Source organism: Seonamhaeicola sp. (assembly GCF_028281565.1).
Lineage (GTDB): Bacteria > Bacteroidota > Bacteroidia > Flavobacteriales > Flavobacteriaceae > Seonamhaeicola.
This window is the reverse complement of sequence record NZ_JANQJQ010000016.1, coordinates 224,879-245,398: the sequence shown is the minus strand read 5'-3', so window position 1 is coordinate 245,398 and position 20,520 is coordinate 224,879. Positions and strand designations below refer to the sequence as shown.

8 protein-coding genes are annotated in these 20,520 nt (G+C 34.6%); 4 read left to right on the top strand and 4 right to left on the bottom strand.

The features are described from left to right. Positions 1-9: 9 nt before the first annotated feature. Both Q0983_RS08810 and Q0983_RS08805 read right to left on the bottom strand, forming a co-directional pair. Positions 10-1,743 carry a RagB/SusD family nutrient uptake outer membrane protein gene (locus Q0983_RS08810; protein ID WP_299551517.1) on the bottom strand — a complete coding sequence of 578 codons (1,734 nt, stop codon included), beginning with the start codon at positions 1,741-1,743 and terminating at the stop codon, positions 10-12. Positions 1,744-1,753: 10 nt separating this feature from the next. Next, entirely contained in the window at positions 1,754-4,921 is a 3,168-nt protein-coding gene (locus Q0983_RS08805; protein ID WP_299551514.1) for a TonB-dependent receptor, read from the bottom strand. Positions 4,922-5,578: 657 nt separating this feature from the next. On the opposite strand from Q0983_RS08805, the gene Q0983_RS08800 reads away from it, so the two are divergent. Next, positions 5,579-8,461, top strand: a complete 2,883-nt coding sequence (locus tag Q0983_RS08800) for a sulfatase-like hydrolase/transferase (RefSeq protein WP_299551511.1) — start codon at positions 5,579-5,581, stop codon at positions 8,459-8,461. Between the two features lie 189 nt (positions 8,462-8,650). On the opposite strand, the gene Q0983_RS08795 is transcribed toward Q0983_RS08800, so the two are convergent. Then, complete coding sequence (locus Q0983_RS08795) at positions 8,651-10,552, bottom strand: sulfatase-like hydrolase/transferase (RefSeq protein WP_299551508.1); 1,902 nt, start codon at positions 10,550-10,552, stop codon at positions 8,651-8,653. Between the two features lie 99 nt (positions 10,553-10,651). Beyond that, positions 10,652-11,728: a LamG-like jellyroll fold domain-containing protein gene (locus tag Q0983_RS08790; RefSeq protein WP_299551505.1), complete on the bottom strand. Its 1,077-nt coding sequence runs from the start codon at positions 11,726-11,728 to the stop codon at positions 10,652-10,654. A gap of 497 nt (positions 11,729-12,225) precedes the next feature. Between Q0983_RS08790 and Q0983_RS08785 the strand changes: the two genes are divergently transcribed. The 3 genes from Q0983_RS08785 to Q0983_RS08775 are packed head-to-tail and all read left to right on the top strand — an operon-like array spanning position 12,226 to position 20,382. Continuing rightward, the gene (locus Q0983_RS08785; protein WP_299551502.1) at positions 12,226-14,871 is read left to right on the top strand and encodes a glycosyl hydrolase; all 2,646 of its coding nucleotides are present in this window, start codon (positions 12,226-12,228) and stop codon (positions 14,869-14,871) included. Positions 14,872-14,875: 4 nt separating this feature from the next. Next, complete coding sequence (locus tag Q0983_RS08780; RefSeq protein WP_299551500.1) at positions 14,876-17,191, top strand: discoidin domain-containing protein; 2,316 nt, start codon at positions 14,876-14,878, stop codon at positions 17,189-17,191. 50 nt (positions 17,192-17,241) lie between these two features. Next, positions 17,242-20,382 (top strand): glycoside hydrolase family 2 TIM barrel-domain containing protein, encoded by a 3,141-nt coding sequence (locus tag Q0983_RS08775; RefSeq protein WP_299551497.1) that lies wholly within the window; start codon positions 17,242-17,244, stop codon positions 20,380-20,382. Positions 20,383-20,520: the final 138 nt, after the last annotated feature.

Sequence of the window (20,520 nt, the reverse complement as noted above, 5' to 3'; positions counted from 1 at the left end):
GACCTTTTATTAGTATCCCGGGTTTTGTAAAAGTTTTGGATTATCAGCTATCCATTCACTTCTTAAAGGCAAATAATAACGTTCCTCTCCAAACCTCCTTCTATTATTACCAATTACGTCATTTCTTAACTCAATAGTATAAAGGTCCTGATCTGGATAATATTTGAATGTACAACCCTTTTTATTTTGGTTCAAATCAGTATCTGCGAGCCTCCAGCGCTTCATGTCCCAGTATCTATGTTCTTCAAAAGCAAGTTCAACCTCTCTTTCTCTTCTAATTTCTTCTTCCCCAACAACATCCTTAAGAAACATTCCTGCCCTTGTTCTTATTTGATTAACAGCCTCTTTGGATTCATCAAACTTTCCAAGATAGTGAGAAGCTTCCGCATAGTTTAACAAAATTTCGCCATATCTAAATACATACATGTCTTGTCCCGAATTATCAGCAATGGCAGCATAAGCTGAGAGATTTAATTTTTTACGCAAAAGCATAGAAGATCTTCTTGTCATTCTAGAACCTCCGGCTGCAGGTATAGCTTCATTATTGACATTTATTACTGTACCTGACGTTACCTCGTTACCATTAACTATAGACGCCGAATGAAAATAAAGGGTTAAACCTTCGTAAACAGATTCCGGATAAAAAACAGAAGCTCTTAACCTTGGATCCCTATTGCCAAAAAAGTCATCAACATCCCAGAGGTTAGTAGAATTCAAATCTGCTCGATCAATATCCGGTCTTCCATCCATAAACTCAAACCTTTCTACAATGTCATAATTAACCTGCCAATTGGAGTTCCATGTTCCAGGAAATCCTTCTGGTGTACCTAACAAATCTAGAGAATGACCATGAGTTATAGGTTCAAAAACTTCGGCAAAAATAACTTCATCATTACCTTCTACTAAAAACATATCCGAGAAGTTTTTTACGGGGTCAGAAGACACGTTATAAAGTGAAAACATTCCTGAATCTATTAGTTCTTTGGAAGCATTATAACTTTTTTGGTAATAAGCTTCGGCTTCCGAGGCCGGTATACCTAACAAGCCATTCAATTGAACATCACCAAAAGTAGCTATACTCCCGGCATATAACATGGCTCTACTCTGTAAAGCCATTGCGGCATACTTATCCGCCTGACCAACAGCCCCTGTTTTAGTATTTGTAAACAAAGACTTTGTTTCTTCAAGTTCATTATAAATAAAGTCATATACTTCCTGTTCTGAATTTCTAGCCGGATATAATTCTTCTATGGGATCATCTTCGGTTTGAGGAGTAGTTATAATAGGCACACCCCCATATCGTCTTACCATATCAAAAAATAAATAGGCTCTTAAAAATTTTGCTTCGGCCAATTTTGTATTAATATATTCTTGGGAAAAAGAACTACTTGTAACAATACCTTCAATAAAGGTATTCAATTCCCTTAGTGTTTCATATGCCCAAAAATCCATATTTGCAGAACCATTTTCGGGACTATAGTTTCTTCTAACTGCTTGATTTGGCGATTGCCAATTGGCTAAAGCCGTATATTCGCCTCCCATACAAGAAATTATGCCGATAGAGTGAGACTGACGTGTATCAAAGAACCTTAAATCATCATAAAGTTCTGCAATATAAGCTTCTGTAAGTCTGGCTTCCTCGAAAACGGAATCTTCAGAAATAAACGGAGCCACTTTTTCCAACTCCGACTCACAACTAAAAGTAAAAGTTGTGATTACCAATAAATAAAATATTTTTTTCATAACTATTTTTTTAAATACTTAATCTTAATCCTAGAGTATATGTTCTTAGCACAGGTAAACTATTAGCACTTGGATTATTCGCCTGTTCTGGGTCAATACCATCTTTGAAAATTCCTAATTTGGACAACGTGAATAAATTATCTCCGGACACATATAATTCAAACCTATTGAACCCTATTTTATCTAATAAACTACTATCAAGACTATAACTCAATGTTGCTGCTTTTAACCTAACATAAGTACCATCCAGTACCCAAAAATCATTAAGTTGGCTATTCCACTGTCTAGAACCTGTTTCAAATGCCGGCAAAATAGCGTTAGGGTTTATATTAACACCAGGATTTGCTGGATCTTGTCTCCAAGAATATTTATCATGTAGCTCTAAGGATGATTGTTCATTTCCAAAAGGCGCTCTTAATATACCTCCGGCGGTTACTTTCACATTACTTGCTCCCTGCCAAAGCATGTTCAATGAAACCCCTTTATATTCAAAATTTGTATTTAATGAATATGTGACCTCCGCAGATGTTCCATAACCAATATTTACTCTATCTGAAGTGTCAAGCACTCCATCATTATTGGTATCTACATATATAAAATCTCCAGGTCTTGGTAAATCACCACCGTCAAAATTTGATAAATCATAGGCCGCAATATATTCATCTACAGCTTCTTGAGTATTAAAAAGACCAGCTGTTTGATAGCCCCAGGTTATATTTTTATTTCTCCCTGATCGTTGGTCATATTTTACTTGAATTGGATCATTTTCATCAATATCTTCTTCAAAATGGTCCCATCTTTTTTTGTGAATACCAAACACTCCATTTAATGAAAATTTAAACTCCTCACCTATATGTCCTTTATAACCCAATGCAACATCTAAACCTCTTGTATTATCTGAATTGATATTTGAATCTGGCAAATTAGCACCAAATGTAGTTGGAAAAGATTCTATAGCTTCTGCCAAAATATCTTTTCTCGCCCGGTAAAAACCATCTATACTAGCATTAACTTTGCCACTAAAAAGGGTCACATCCAACCCAATATTGTATAAGGTCGTTGTTTCCCATGTTATATCTTCATTTACCACTCCAGCTGTTCCGATAAGTGGAACTGCATTTCCATTTAAAATATACGAACCATCTTGTATCGTAAATCCGGTTAAATAGTCGAACTGTGTATTACCAACATTACTATCAATACCCGTTTGACTATAAGACAGCCTGAGCTTTAATTGATTTATGGTATTGTTGTCCAATAAAAAGTTTTCCTTAGCAATATTCCATCCCATAGAAACTGATGGAAAGAACCCCCATCTGTTATTAGACCCAAACTTAGAACTTGCATCTGCACGAAGGGTGGCTTCTAATAAATACTTGTTATCATAAGCATAATTTATTCTTCCTGCAGCACTTATTCGAGTATACTCCGTATCTATACCTGTTCCTCCCACAGTAGTCAAAGCATCATCTGTGGCGTCAATATCCGGATTTTGTAAAGATAAATTGTCCCTTGTCGTGGAAAATATTGTTCTATACGTATTATCTTCTTTTTCAAGAAAGGTTAAAACTCCAAATGCATGTTTATTGAAATTTTTGCTGTAGTTAGCGGTTCCCCTGTACAACAATCTAAATCTCGCATCCGGTCTGCCATTTGTTGTTCCAGAGAAATATCTTTTAGAAAAATTATTAGGCAATAACTCACCTTCGTTTTTATAACCATCAACTCTTTCTATATCATTATCATCAGGATCATAAGACCAAACTGTATAAGGTTTTTCAAATGTTTCATTATAAAAAGCCCTATGTCTAAAATTAACTCTAAGACCTAAGCTTAAACCTTCTATAAAAGGTGTTTTATAATTTAAATCTATAGCGGCCGCTAATGTGTTTTTTTCGGTATAGTTATAACCTGCCCATTTTTTAAACGTTCTAGCTACCGGAGAACGCTCGCTAAACCCCGAATAAGGAGCTAAATCTGGATTAGGAAGGGATGTTCTAAATACAGGTTGTGCCGTATCTAAATCATTCCAAATTCTATTTATTGGAGTAAAAGCATAATCTTGTTCTTCATATATATAGGAACTGTTAAATTTTAGACTTAAGTTATTAGTAAGCTCCACATCAAGATTGTTTGTTACATTGAGTTTTTTATAATCGTAATCTCCTCTAAATATACCAGTTTGTGAAAGGGTTCCCAGTGAGGTATAATATCTTACTTTATCACTTCCTCCATTAAAATTAAAATTATGTTGAGCTATTGAAGCTCCAGAACTACGAAGGGTTGCATCAACCCAATCATAACTCTCTCCCGAATCGATGAATTTCTGTAAATTTTCATCAGTGAAATTTCCCGTACCATAGTCAATTGTTGCATTAGGGTTATTAGGGTCATATTGCTCATTAAAAAGGGCTTCTCTTCCACGTAAGATGTAGTTTACTGCATTAGATTTTTTATTATACGCAACCGGAGCTTGAGTACCGGTCCATCCATGATAGTTAACAGTCATCTTACCCTTAGTTCCCCTTTTTGTAGTTACCAAAATAACTCCATTACCTGCTCTAGCTCCATAAATTGCAGCCGAGGCGTCTTTTAAAACGGAAATATTTTCAATATCATTAGGATCTAATCTATCAAGTGTTGATTCTACACCGTCTACTATCACTAGCGGATTACCAAAACCCCTTACACTTAAATCTACATTGTCCGCTCCAGGTAGTCCGGGATTTTGATTTGTAACCAAACCAGGTACTTGACCCACAAGTAAATTTTTAACGTTACTAGCAGGCTGCTCAACAATATTTTCTACTTTTAGAGTAGCTACAGAACCTGTAACACTAATTTTTTTCTGTGTCCCATAACCTACTACCACTACTTCATCTAGTTTAGCAACATCTTCATTTAATATAACATTAATTTGAGTTTGATCTCCAACACTAATACTTTGGCTTACAAATCCCAGATAAGAAAATTCCAAAATATCTCCTGTCGATGTTAGAACTGAATAATTCCCATCAAAATCTGTTGTTGTTCCTTGTGTTGTTCCCTTAATAATAACATTAACCCCAGGAAGAGGAACATTAGAAGCATCTGTTACCTTACCCGTTAATGTTGTTTGCGCTATAACTGATATAGAACTCAGTAGCAGCAATAAAAACATGACCTGTTTTTTCTTCATAATTCTATTTAGATTTAGTTTACCGGCAAATCTATATTTAATTAACCATGTATATGACTTTCTATGTCTCAATAAGGTATCGCCAGGTTGCAAATTGTATAATTGAAAAGTTAGACTTGATCTTCTACTCTGCTTTTTTGTGAATAGTCTATAGTTGTTAAAACTCTAATAATCAACCAGATTTTCAAAACCTAAAAAGGTTTTGTAAGGAATAATAAATTACCATGACACCAACAAAATAACACAAACTGAAAAGGTAGTGCCCTACTTATTAAAGACAAAAGAGAAATAGATGAAAGCCTAAAGTTTCAAAAAGATAGTAAAATTGGAGATTGAAACGAAAACAAGCTGATTACACACCAAAATAAAAACTCGAAATAAAGCTAATTAGGAATATAGTCTATTTAAAATTCAAACAATTATAGTTTCTGCAATAGGCTCATGAACAGCGATATGTTCCTTGGGAAAAAACCTAGTCCCTTCAAAAGTCGAAATCGGTATTTTAGAATTGCAATTAGCAAATAATACATAAAACATTTTAGCTCCTATCAACTCTCTTCCATATACTTAAAAACATCAAGTTTATATCATTTCATTAAAATATGCAACATGTGAATAACATATAAGAGACATATTTTAATCTATAAGCAATTAATTTTGAAAAAAATCATTTCAATGAAATTATACGTACTCATTATTGGAATAATAATAACAACTAACTTAACTGCTCAAACTTATACTTGGACAGGAAATGCGGATGGTGTTTCACTTTTTAACATTGGAAATTGGAGTGATAATGAAAACCCTCCACCTCAAATAGATAAGAATACACCAATAACATTTAATTTGTTAATTAATAATGGTACTGTAGGTGGTTCTAGTGGTTTCAACGGCAGTTTGCTTTTAGGGGGAAATACACTAACTATCCACGGAGGTAGCCTTATTGGAGATAGGATTGAGTCTTTTACTCCAAGTACCGGGCAAAAAAGTACTTTAGAAGCATTTGGAGGCACAATTACAACTAATAAACTTGTGGATCTAAATATTGATTTAAAAAATGACACCCACATTACTCTTAACAGTGCTACAGATCCTTTACAAGGTTCAACTATCAGCATTGATCCTGATTATTCAGGAATACTGTTTTTAAAAAATATATCCGCTGATTTTGTTCGCAATAACTATTTATCCAATATAACTGTGGGTAGTTCTCCAGCAGTTGAAGATGATAATATTTTTATTTCAGAAACTGGAGAAGAAACACTTATAAAACTTTTTCCAGGTAACGGCAATAAAAGTTATGCAGATACTCCAAAACCAAACAATGGCCCAAATATCATATATATATTATTGGACGATTTAGGTTATGGTGATTTAGGTAATTTTTGGCAAAATCTAAGAACTGGAAATAAAAAAATGGCAACCCCCCAGTTAGATAAAATGGCTAACGAAGGTGCTATGCTTACCCATCATTATACAGCCGCTCCTGTTTGTGCGCCATCAAGAGCATCATTTTTAGAAGGCCTCAGTCAGGGACATTCAAGCGTTCGAAATAATCAATTTGATAAGGCTTCTAAAAATAGCTTGACCTTAGCGCAAATGTTATCTAAATCAGGTTACAGAACCATGCATGTTGGTAAAAACGGAACTGCTGGCCCACGTAATTCAGGACTTCCAGCTCATCCATTAAAAAGAGGTTTTGAACAATTTTATGGGTTTTTATATCACAACCAAGGGCATATTCATTATCCTCAAAATGGAACTACAGGTAAAGAATCATTCTTTACTGATGGCTATACCAAAATACTAGAGGGAACCGACTTAACCTATACTACTGATGTTTTTACAGCAAAATCAAAACAATGGATTGTAGAGCATGAAAGTAAAAGACCTGAGCAACCCTTTTTCTTATATCTAGCCTATGATGTCCCTCACACAGCTTTGGAAACCCCTACACAAGTCTACCCTAGCGGAAGAGGTTTAAATGGAGGTTTGCAATGGACAAGCTCAACATCGCCAACACCATGGGTAAATACTGCTTCTGGAATACCAAACTCCTATATTCATCCTGATTATGCAACAACAAGCTGGACGGATAATGAAAAGAAGTTTGCAACTATGATTCGTCGTGTTGATAATGCCGTTGAAGACATCATTCAATTACTAAAAGATTTAAATATTGACAATGAAACTTTAATTGTATTTTCATCAGATAATGGACCTCACTCAAGTAATGGCGTAGGACAAGCTTTTCAGTCTTATGCTAATTTAAATGGAATAAAACGAGATATGTGGGAAGGCGGTATTAAAATGCCAACCATTGCAAGATATCCTGGTGTGATTCCTGCTAATTCAACAGTTACTTTTCCCTCTGGCCAATGGGATTGGTTTGCAACATTTGCTGAATTAGCTCAAGTTTCAATCCCCATTTATACTGACGGAACGTCTCTTGTACCTTCTTTAAAACAAGATAATACTAACCAAAAGGACAAGGGTTACATTTATCTTGAATATCAAAATAATGGCTCTACGCCAAATTATTCAGATTTCGAAGCCTCTAAGAGACTTAGACGTAGAAACCAAATGCAAGTAATAAGAATGGGAGATTATAAAGGTGTTAGATATAACATTCAGAGACATTCGGATTACTTTGAAATCTATGATGTTGTAAATGATGAAAGGGAGACAACCAATTTGGCATCTACTATGACTGAGTTACAACAAAAAATGCTAGATAGAGTACTTCAGGTTAGAACGAATGAAAGTACTGCAAGTCGTCCTTATGATAATGAATTAATACCAAGTATTCCAATATCCGGACTTTCAAGTGGGCTAGCCAAAAGCGTATTTATAGGTGAAGCAGATTGGGTACCAAATTTTGAGTTTTTAACACCTATTAGCAATGAAGAGACATTGGGAATAGACTTATCAACAGGTGGTTTGACATCAAATTTTGGCATATCGCATTCTGGATTCCTTGACATTCCAGTAGATGGAACCTATACGTTTTATTTAAAATCTGCCTCAAAGTGCCATGTTATGATCCATGACATTCATGCCCTTGATAATGATTTTGAGTTTACTCCTTCAGAGGTATCAACAACATTACACCTCAAAGCTGGCAAGCATCCAATTAGAATTTACTACCAACAAAACGACAATATAACGCCTGCTTTAGACTTAAAAATTTCTAGTTCAGAGATTTCAAAAACCAGTATTCCAAACAGTATGTATTTTAAAAAAAATACATTATCCATTCAAAATGTAAAACCATTAAAGTTTAACTTAAAAATCTATCCAAATCCAGTCAAAGACACACTAATGGGTTCTATTACCAGTTTAGAAAAAGCTACATATACTGCCAATATATATAATATTTCTGGACAAAAAGTATATACAAATGAAGCAGGCACTAATGTTAATGCTGGCATGAATAATGTAAATATATCGGTATCGAAATTGAATTCTGGTTATTACTTTTTATTGTTGAAATTTGATATAAACAATGAAGTCTTGATTAAAAAATTCATTAAGAAGTAAAAATATTATCTACTAACAATAATTTTATTATTATTATTATTATGATGATGATGATGATGATAATCACAATTCAATTCAGGCTCAATAATTTGCCAACTACATAAATCAATAAACTCATTTGCAATTATAGACCTTTGTAAGCAAAACAAGTGCAGGTAAACTTTTAACTTGCTCAACTATACTTATTCATCAGTTTTTCAATAATTTTCTAACGATTTTGTTTGTTCCAATTCTTAATTCAACAAAGTATAACCCTTTGGTAATATTTATATCATGTAAAATAATATTTTTATTAAATTTTTCAGTTCTAGAATATACCTTCTTACCGGTAATATCTGTTAGCAGTATATGAATATCGTCTGAATTTATATTTAAGCTTGTTAAATCAAATTTTAGTTCCGAATTAAAGGGGTTTGGAAAAACTTTTACACTAGATTTCATTTCAAAATCTTTAAACGACAAAATACCTTGAGTATAAATTTCTGGTAATTCTACCTCAGTTGAAGAACAACTTCCATTTGCATTTTGCAATAATGGTAGCTTAGCATTAGTATCTATTAAATAATTTCTTAATTCCGTACTTAGTTCTTTTGCCTTTAACCTATCTGCTTGAGTAGGACTATTAGTTTCATCAATCAAATTGGTACTTTCACTCATATCACTAATTAAGTTATATAAACGATAGTTTTGATCTTCATAAGTATATCTGAGCTTATAATCGCCTTTTCTAATGCAGGTTTCTGGTCTTGCATTTCTTCCGTTTGTTAATAAATACCCAGGGAAATGCCAAAATAAGGAACCCCTATCCATATTAATATCCGTTCCATTAATAATAGGCAAGAGACTAACACCATCAATAGCATAATTACTGGGCAAAGAAGCTCCCGCAAGTTCGGCAAATGTAGGATAAGTATCAAAAGTTAAAACCGGCGTATCTATTATGGTGCCAGGATTGGCCACCAAACCAGGAGACCAGACCAACGTAACGGAACGAATACCACCTTCATCTAGTTCGCCTTTCTTTCCTTTTAATGGACCATTATCATCCGTACTTACCGTACCCCCATTGTCAGACACATAATATACCAAAGTGTTCTCTGATAGTTTATGCCCTTCGTTTCTGGGGTCGTCGGTATTTTCTAAATAATTTATAATTCTTCCAATAGTTTGATCCATCCCTTCCAAAATAGCTCCTTGGCCAACATTATGATGCCCTATCTGACTAGGATTATTTGCTTTTTTTGTTTGATATTTTAATACTAAGTCAGGTCTGGCATTAGCTGTATTATAAGGGCCATGTATTGCATATTGACTAAAATACATAAAAAAAGGCGCTTCCTTATTATTATTAATAAACTCCAAACCTGCTTCAGCTAAAGCATCTGTAACATGTTTTTTAGTACCAGTAAGTGAACTGTTTTTGGCTAGTAATTGAGATTCCGTTTCTGTATATGGTTGCGCAAAAGGATCTAACTCCACGCCTATATTACCACTAAACTTCCATCCACCAGAATTTGAAGCGAAGTAAGTGCCCGGATTGCCAGCTGAACCTCCTCCGTAGTTGAAATCGAACCCCTGATCCTGGGGTCTATTAGAGTTTATAGACCCTCCAACATGATACTTACCAAAATGTGCTGTTATATACCCAGCTGTTTTCAAAGTTTCGGCAATGGTTATGGCTCCTTCTGGTAGTTCATCCTGTCCATTTGATATACCCATTGTTGGTCCGCATAGTGTTGTTGTTTTACCATTTTTTCTATTTAAATTATCTACAGCATATACATCATTAGTAGATCTTACTGCATATTGCCCACTTAATATGGCAGCACGGGTTGGCGCACAATTAGCACCATTAGCATATGCATGCGGAAACGTTATACCTTCATTTGCCAATCTGTCCAATACAGGGGTTTCGTAAAAATCGCTTGGGTTATTTAAGTTTGTTTTTCCAGTGCTAACTTGAGACCACCCTTGGTCGTCTGCTATAATCAATATAATATTAGGTTTGGGAGGGCCTTGTGCAAATACAGAGACTCCCAATATCCAAAACACAGGTATTAGACCCCGTATTAACATAATTCCTTTCATCATAATAATTTTTCTTAATCTATATCTAACAATTATTAGCCATTATTAAAAAAAGGTGCTATTTAGCACCCTTTTAAAACACTAAAACATCAAAAAAACAAACTATTCTTTGATAATTTTTAAGCTACCTGCTTTATTACCAGCTCTTACATTAATAATATATAAACCAGAAGGCAAGTCTCTCATATCAATTTTCTCAGAAAAATCTTTTTTAACTACTTTACCTACTAAATCGTAAACTGTTATATGCGGTCTACCAGAAACTGAGGTTTTTATATTTAAATAATCAGTTACAGTATTGGGAAAAACTTTTAATTCATTTTCAGCAAAGCCTTCATCTTCAACGCCTAGGGTGCTCCCATTTTTAACCTGGTTTATCTGTGCTACAGAAAGTGCTCCCTCATAAACTCTTACATCAGCCATATCTCCAATAAACCCTCTTTTAACAAAATTATTAATTGACATTCCTATATATAATGGAGTGGAAGCTGTATTAATTACTTGACCTGGTTCTGCCGAAAAATCTGAGGTAGTTACATCTGCTCCATCAGTTAAATAGACAGAGATTGTTCCATTAGCATCAGGCGAACCATCTGTATTATTTAAATAAGTCATGGCTATAAAAGTCCAAACATCTTCAGCAACGGCCGTTGTTCCTGATGTCCCCCAGCCATTAACGCCCACATTTACCGCTCTTGGAGTAACACCTCCATTTCCATCTACTCTATTCAAAAGCATTGTAAATCTTTCTCCAGCTGATGTTATGCCATTATCAATAAGCCCTATACCATTATTATTATCCCCAATTGCAGGAACTTTTATCCACATGGCATAAGTACGACTACTTCCGCCACTTATAGAGAAATTATTAGTTCCTCTCAAATGCAATGGTCTATCTTCGGTTGGATTACCTCCACTGGTAGCACCTGTTAAAGCTATATTAACCGCAGCATTAGAGTTAGAATTGTTGTCATTTGTGTAGGTGAAAAAAGGAGAAAAAGTTGTTACACCATCATTAGCGGAATGTGGTGTTAAGTCGTCAGAATAGGTTCCTCCGGAACTAGTTAAATCTCCATTAAACTCATAATGAGCAACAAGTGTTTGAGCCTGTAAAATTGTTAATGCAAACAGCGCTGTAATTAAAAAAACTGTTTTAAAAAATGTAATTTTTGTTTTCATTCTTATCAAATTTTAGTTAATACCTTATTTAGTCCCGCATTACTAACGCCATTATGCTTTCACCCTGCATTGTTAACGTCCTTATGCGCTAGTGATAACAAATTTGAAAAATGTTTATTATTATAATTGGCTCCTCCGTCTCAAAAAGGTACCTATAGGTTGCAGACATAAAATAATCTAAGAAAATTAAGTCAGTAATTTCATTAGCCCTAAGGGTCTGACAAAGAACATTATACCCCGTCAACACCACCTTTCACCGAATTCCTGCTTACGCATTTGCATAGATGTCTCAATATGGTGTCACTAGGTTGCAATTAAGTCTTGTTAATTTGGTCCCTTGGAAGATAATAAGATATTTGCTTTTGGATTGATTTATCAAGGCACAATAAATATCAGGATAATACTCAGTTTGATTATTAACCGGACATTCTAAAAACGTTACCTCATTCGGTTAAGATATTCTTTAAATACCTTCTAGAATTGTTAAAAATTAAATTATGAAACTAAAACTACTCCTCTTATTAATTACCTTAACCATTAACTGGAGCTTTCCTAAAAATTTAAACTCGAATAAAACGTTTTCAAATGCTGTTTTGAAGAATATTATTAAGAGCAATTCATTTTCGAATTTTTCTAGCATTATTTCATTGACAGTCGGGACGGTTAATGAAACAACATCAACTATTGAAGGTATACCGCATCCTTCAACAGTAATTCAATTAAGTAAAGCTATAACTGTTGAAGCTGGTTCTAACTTTCATATTACCGACGATACAGGTGTTATTTCAAACAATGACACAGTTGTTACATCATCACATCAAGTACGGGTAACGGCTCCTGATGCTTCAGTTAGAATCTATGCTATAGTTCTGAACGGTCCAACTATAACAAATGAAACGTATACAAGTAATCATAGTCGTGTAAAATACCAATTAAATTATCTTAATATTACTTTAAATGATGCTTCAGAATTAATTGTAACAGCTCAAGAAGCTGATATACCTTTAAAATTTAGTTCTGTAAATATAAACTCTGAAAATGCCTGGTTAAGGCTTGACAATATTTCACCAATTAACGCTAGAGACAATTATTTACCACTTATAAAAGCTTATGGGCATCCGGCAGTTCTAAACCAAAATGTTAGAATTGTTCAATATGTAAATGGCTGTGTCATTATACCTCATAGCCCTACCTATGAAGCAGTTGAAATTTTTGATGGTCCAAATCTTACCGGTAACTCAATGAAGTTAACCCCATATACTTACAACAAAGTTGCCGAACTGGGTACTTTTAATGATGCTGTAAGTTCTTTTAAAGTGAAAAGAGGTTACTATGTTACAATGGCTCAAAATGAAAATGGTACCGGATACAGTAAAGTGTTTATAGCGCATGATAACGATTTGGTAGTAAATACAATGCCAGATGGTTTAGTTGGAAAAGTCTCGTTTGCAAGAGTAATTCCTTGGCGATGGCCACATAAAAAAGGACACCCAGGGAATGCGTCTAGCACAAATAGCGCTTGGACTTATAATTGGAACGCGAATAAAACCTCTGGCTTAAATGCAGAATATATCCCCATAAAGCATAATTTAAGTTGGCCTAGTTTTGGAAAATTCACTTCAATAGAAGGCTCTACTCAAATGCTTGGCTACAATGAGCCCGATCGTCCGGACCAAGCAGATGCTACTGTTGATGAAATGATTGAACAATGGCCTAGACTTTTAGAGTCTGGTTTACGCCTTGGGTCTCCTGCCCCATCCGATGGTGGGTTAAACAGGTTATACAATTTTATTGATGAGTGTGATAAACGAAACTATCGCGTAGATTTTGTTGCTATTCACTATTACAGGGGTTGTGCATCTGCAAACGACTTCAAAAATTTTATTCAAGCAGTTCATCAAAGAACTGGCAGACCTATATGGATAACGGAATGGAACAATGGTGCAAACTGGACAAACTGCAAGCCACAAACAAATCAAGAAAACGCAAACAAAGTCGATAGTTTTATACAAATGATGGATGATCTACCTTATGTTGAGCGCTACTGCATTTTCCCATATTTAGGAGGGAACTGGAACACACTAAATAATGGAAACTTAACAGCTACCGGAATTGTTTACAGGGACAACAAATCACCCATGGCTTTCAATCCAGAAAAGGAGTTTGCCAATTCTTTTAACCCTTTAGCATTACCTACTAATCTAAATGCATCCTTTAACGACTCAGATTATTCTGTTGAATTAACTTGGGATGATGTATCCGACATAGAAAATGCGGTTATAATAGAGCGAAAAGAAAATGGCGGGTCATGGACTGAAATTGCCCGTATCGAAACTGCAGATATCAATTATTATAAAGACACAGATGTAAGTTTTGGAAGTTACACATACCGGGTCAAGCAATTGGTAGTAGGCGGAAACAGCTCTCCTTACAGTGATAATGCATCAACAACCGTTATTAATCCAGACCATGAAAATGTGGCTTTAAACAAAACGGCAAATCTAATAGTTAGTTCTGAAAATGCTGGTGCAGGTTACACAGGAATTAAAGCTGTAGATGGTAATTTGTTAGATGACAACTCAAGATGGGTCACTTTGACCTCTGAAGATAATTCTTATCCTCACTGGATTGAAATTGATTTAGCGGGCGAATATGAAATAAACGGGCTGCGATTATTTACGGGTTATCAAGGATACAACAAACCTTTAGAAGACTTTCAATTTCAATACTGGGATGGTGCTAATTGGACAAATACCATTAATGAAACTGGTAATGCTTCAAGTGAATATGCCCTTTCATTTACTCCAGTAACCACAACTAAAGTAAAGCTTAATATTACTAAAGAGCCAGATCTAGGCCGTGTAAGATTGTATGAAATCGAGGTTTATGGTAAAGCAGCAAGCTTGAGTGTTGAAGATGTCAACTTACATAAATTAATCAATATTTATCCCAACCCTGTAAATGAAGGCTTATTAAATATTAAAGGATCCGAGCATGTTACTTCAGCCGAAATTTATAATGTTTTGGGTGTTAAATTCAATGCAACATTAACCAACAGAAGTATTGATGTTAGCGATTTAGAATCAGGGCTATACTTTTTAAGGTTGAATAAAAAACTATCACTTAAGTTTTTAAAAAAATAGAAAAATGAAAAAAAATAATTTTATAGCTGCTGTAACACTTTTTCTTACGGTGATTAGCTTATCGGCCCAAATGAAAATTAGTGTGGATGCAGATTCTTATGAACAAGAATTTACAGGAACAGGTGGGTCTTGTGGGCTTTACATAGGCCATTATTTAAGTATGACTCAAGCAAATCGTTTGGAAGCATCAAGAATGCTATATGAGGATTTAAAACTCACATCAATAAAAAACTATGATGGCAAATATCCAGCCGATAATTCTGCAGGGTATGATAAAATTGCTACTGCAATTACCAATGCAAAGATTTATAACCCCAATGTGGAAGTTGTTATTTGTGTGAATAATTTACCTGACGTATTAGAAGTGTCTAAAGGCGAATACGACCCTAGTATTCCAAACATTTTTGATTTAATAGCAGACTATTATTTTAAAGTTTGTGAAGCTTATCATGTAAGAGGGCATTCAGTGGATGTTTTAGAACTTGTTAACGAACGTGGTTATGGTGATGGCAAAGTAACTGAATTATATGATCAGGCGGCCACTAAGTTTAAGGCTTTGATCAATGACGGAAGCCATAATACAAATAATGTCCCTATGCCCTTGATAATGGGACCAGCAACGTGGAGTGCAGCATCACCTCCAACATTCATTAATGGCTGGAAAGCAAGTAGACCTAATGCCTGGGCGAATGTGGATATTGTGAGTACTCATGGTTATAATAAAAGTAAAGAATCTAATTATCAAGCGACTTTTGATATATCAGAAGGAAAACCATTTTATCAAAGTGAGCAAACTGGTAGAATTCAAGTTGATGAAGCAAATGGTGTTGATGTTATTGGTGAACAATTTCCTGATAGAGAATATGCACCTAATTTTGTAACCAATGCTTCTATCGCTAAACACATGATAGACTTTTTTAATGGTGGTGGTAATAAATTTTTCGCTTTTTTAACCAATACCCAGCGTTACGATCACAATGCCGGATTGCTTGGTACACCATGGGGTAAAACGCCAGGACCAACAAATATTTATTATGGTTTTAAGCATTTATCGGCGACACACGCTTTGGGCTCAAAACGTGTTAATAGAGATTTAACCAATATTAATACCAATTATTTTAAAACAGTATCTTTTAGAAAAGAGGGAGAAGATGTTGTTTATGTTCATATACTCAATATGTATGATTCGAATAAACAGGTTGAATTAGATTTCAAAACAGACGGGATAAAATCAATTCAAATAATCAAAACCGATGAATTTTTAGATTTTCAGGAGGTTAAAAATGAAACATTATCCACTCCATTGGCTTCATATTTTATTAATACCACGCCTTATAGTGTTACTACGGCAGTGGTAACTTTAGAAGGTACATCTTCAACATTTCTACAGCCACAAAGCATAACATTCAATGCTATAAGCGATATGGTTGATAGCTCACCAGATTTTAATTTAAATGCGACCGCATCATCAGGACTGCCTGTTACATATCAAATTTTAGATGGTCCAGCTACAATAACCGGTAGCACACTGTCTTTAAATGGTATTGGTATTGTTCGAATTCGAGCTACTCAAGCCGGAGACAACATATATGGAGAAGCATTACCTGTGGAACAATCTTTTTATGTAAGGCCTCCTCTTTCAGAAAACATAGCCCTTAACAAACCTGTTACCGCTAGTTCCCAAAAAAATTCTTTTGCGCCATCTAATGCCGTAGATGGTACTTTAATTGGAAACTCAAGTAGATGGGTAAGCGCAGATAATGCCACTTTTACTAGTTCAAATCCTCAATGGATTGAAATTGATTTAGAAGCGGATTACGATGTTAAAGCATTGGGATTATATACGGGCTATAGCGGTTATAAAAATCCTATTTATAATTTCAAATTTCAAATATGGGATGAATCAACTACAGATTGGAATAATGCATTTGATGCAATAGATCAAATTAATAATCAAAACCCAATATACTTAAAGGATTTTCCGGCGGTAACAACCAATAAGGTTAGATTAACTGTCGAAGACGCACCCAAAGACTTTAATATCCAATTGTATGAAATTCAAGTATTTGGAGAATTGGCTAACACAGCTAGTGTAAAAGACGCTGGTTTGAAAAAATTTGGTGTTTTCCCTAACCCAACAAATGACATACTTCATTTAAAAAATATTTCGCAAGAAGTAACGGCAACTATAACAGATATTAGAGGTATAGTTATAAAAAAGCTACGGGCCAAGGACTATATAGATATTTCATCTTTGAAACCTGCCCTATATTTTCTATCTATAAAAGACTACAAAACAGAAAAGTTTATTAAAAACTAACTCCTAATTTAATAAAACAGACAATTAAACTTAAACTGTATACATTAACAATGAAAACGTATTTAAAAATACTTATAGTTTTGGTAACATTAAGTGCATGTAGCCAAAAACAACAAGAAAAACCAATTTATGTGGCTGAAACCTGGGAAAATCCTGAATGGGAAAACCCTGAAATATTTCAAATAAACAGAGAAGCACCTACCGCGTCTTTTTATAAGTATAAAGATGCCATTTCTGCCATTGAAAATGAAAGTTGGAAAAATTCAGATTTATACCAATCCTTAAATGGTACTTGGAAATTTTATTATGCAGACAGCGTAGCATCAAGGCCAAAAGATTTTTACAAAACAGAATTTGATATTAGTGCTTGGGATACCATATCGGTACCATCTAACTGGGAACTAAAGGGGCATGGCATTCCCGTTTACACAAACATAAAATATATGTTTCCCGCCAACCCTCCTTTTATTCCACATAACTTAAATAACAATGGAAGCTATAAAAAGGACTTTGAAATTCCTGAGGATTGGAAAGGCAAAGACATTTATCTGCACTTTGCCGGTGTAAGCGGCGCTATGTACGTTTGGTTAAATGGTGAAATTGTAGGTTACAGCGAAGGCAGTAAAACTCCAGCAGAATTTAATATTACCAGATTTATTAAAAAAGGGAAAAACAATTTAGCAGTACTAGTGATGCGTTGGTCTGATGCCAGTTATATGGAAGATCAAGATTTTTGGAGGTTATCCGGAATAGAACATGATGTTTACGTTTATGCTTCGAACAAAATTACGGTTAGAGATTTTAGGGTAACATCAGATTTGGAAAACAACTTTAAAGATGGTGTTTTTAATGTCTCATTAGAAGTCGATAACAATACAGCCGATGAAACTCAAAAAGAGGTATCAGTAAAGTTACTTGACGGTTCCACTGAAGTTTATGCTGAAACAAAAAATGTTGCCCTAAAACCTGGTAGAAATAGCGTTGACTTTAATAAAGTTATTCCAAATGTAAAAACATGGAATGCTGAAACTCCAAACCTTTATACCTTATTAATTTCAGCAAATAACGAATCAACCGCAATAAAAGTTGGTTTTAGAAATATTGCAATTAAAAACAATCAGTTTTTAGTAAATGGTAAACCCGTTTTACTAAAGGGTGTTAACTTACATGACCATAGTGATACAGAAGGGCATGTAGTATCAGAAGCTTTAACCATGAAAGATTTAGAGGTTATGAAACAAAATAACCTAAACGCTATTCGTTGTAGCCACTACCCTAAAAACCCACATTTTTATAGATTATGCGATAAATATGGTTTTTACGTCATCGATGAAGCTAATATCGAGACACATGGTATGGGAGCAACAAACCAGGGCTTGGATAACAACTTAAAGAAACAAGCAACCCATCCAGCTTACCAGCCGCAATGGAAAGCTATGCATCTAGACAGAACTATCCGTATGTTTGAACGGGATAAAAACTTCCCATGTATTGTAACCTGGTCTTTAGGTAACGAAGCTGGTAATGGTGATAACTTTTTTGCTACTTATGCATGGTTAAAAGAGCAAGATAGTACTAGGCCAACACAATATGAAGGAGCAACAGCTTATGAAAACACCGATATTCAAGCGCCTATGTACTGGCCTATTGAAAGAATGATTAAGTATGCTGAGAATAACCCAACACGGCCACTTATTCAGTGTGAATATGCACATGCTATGGGTAATAGTGTTGGTAATTTACAAGATTATTGGGATGTTATTGAAACATATGACATCATGCAAGGTGGTTTTATATGGGATTGGGTTGACCAAGGGCTTTTAACTAAAAATGAAGCCGGTGAAGAGTTTTGGGCCTATGGTGGCGATTTAGGTGGCTATGATTTGCAAAACGATCAAAACTTTTGTTTGAACGGTATTGTAAACCCAGATAGAACAGCGCACCCTGCACTATATGAAGTGAAAAAGGTATACCAATATATCAAATTCAAAGCTTCAAATTTAAAAGCTGGAGAAATAGAAGTTAAAAATATCTATGATTTCACTAACCTTAGTCAGTATGATTTTTCATGGAAATTATTAAAGAACGGTGAAGAAGTTGCTAAAGGAGACATACCAACACTAGATGTGGCTCCTTACACTTCTAAAACCATAAAATTAGATTTGCCAAAGTTAGAGGGTGCGATGGCAGAATATCATGTTAATATTTACGCGTCATCAAAAACAGCTACTGATTTAATGCCTGATGGTCATGTTGTGGCTTATGAGCAATTAGAGCTTGCTAACCCAAATACAAAAGTAGCATTATCAACTAGTGGTAATGTAAAAACAAGTTCAGATGAAAGTACTTTAAAAGTTTTTGGCAATGGATTTAATATAGAATTTAGTAAAGCTAATGGAGAGTTAACAACTTTAGATTACGGAAATGGTAACATTTTGTTAGAAGGCATTCAAGCAAACTTCTGGAGAGCAACAACCGACAATGATTTTGGTTATAACATGCCTAAAAAATTAGGTGTTTGGAAAGACGCTTCAGAAAACCAAACTTTAATTTCTTTAGATGAAAGCAAAGACAATGCAAACAATACAGTTATTACGGCTAAGTATAATTTAAAAGCTGTAAACGGTAGTTTAGTTGTAGAATATACAGTAAACCCTGTAGGCGAGTTGTTAGTTAAGACAAGTATTACCAATATAGATTCAAAACTACCTGTGCTGCCAAGGTTTGGTAATAACTTTGTAATTAAAAACGAGTTTAATAATGTAAAATGGTTTGGTAAGGGGCCACACGAAAACTATCAAGACAGAAATACATCTGCGTTGGTTGGTTTATATGAAGCTTCCATTGAAGATTTATACTTCCCATATATTCGTCCTCAGGAAAACGGCTATAAAACAGATACACGATGGGTAACATTTACCAACCAGAGCGGAAAAGGAATTAAAGTCATCGCTACAGATTTAATCTCATTCAGTGCACATCATCAATATAACAATGATTTTGACGCCGGTGATAAAAAAGCACAACGCCATACCACGGATATTAAAAAACGAGATTTGGTAAACATCAATATCGATTACAAACAAATGGGTATTGGAGGTGATAATAGTTGGGGAAGAATGGCGCATAAAAAATATCAAATACAACCCAGGGATTTAACTTATAGCTACATCATTAAACCTCTTAAATAATTAAAACTACCCCGTGTTTTAATAATACTGCTGTACAATCATTACTGTTTGAATCATATAGAAACCATTTTGAGACGTTTCAGGTTTCTCTAAAATTAGATTTTCACAACCTTGTCACTTTAACTTTAATTTAACTAT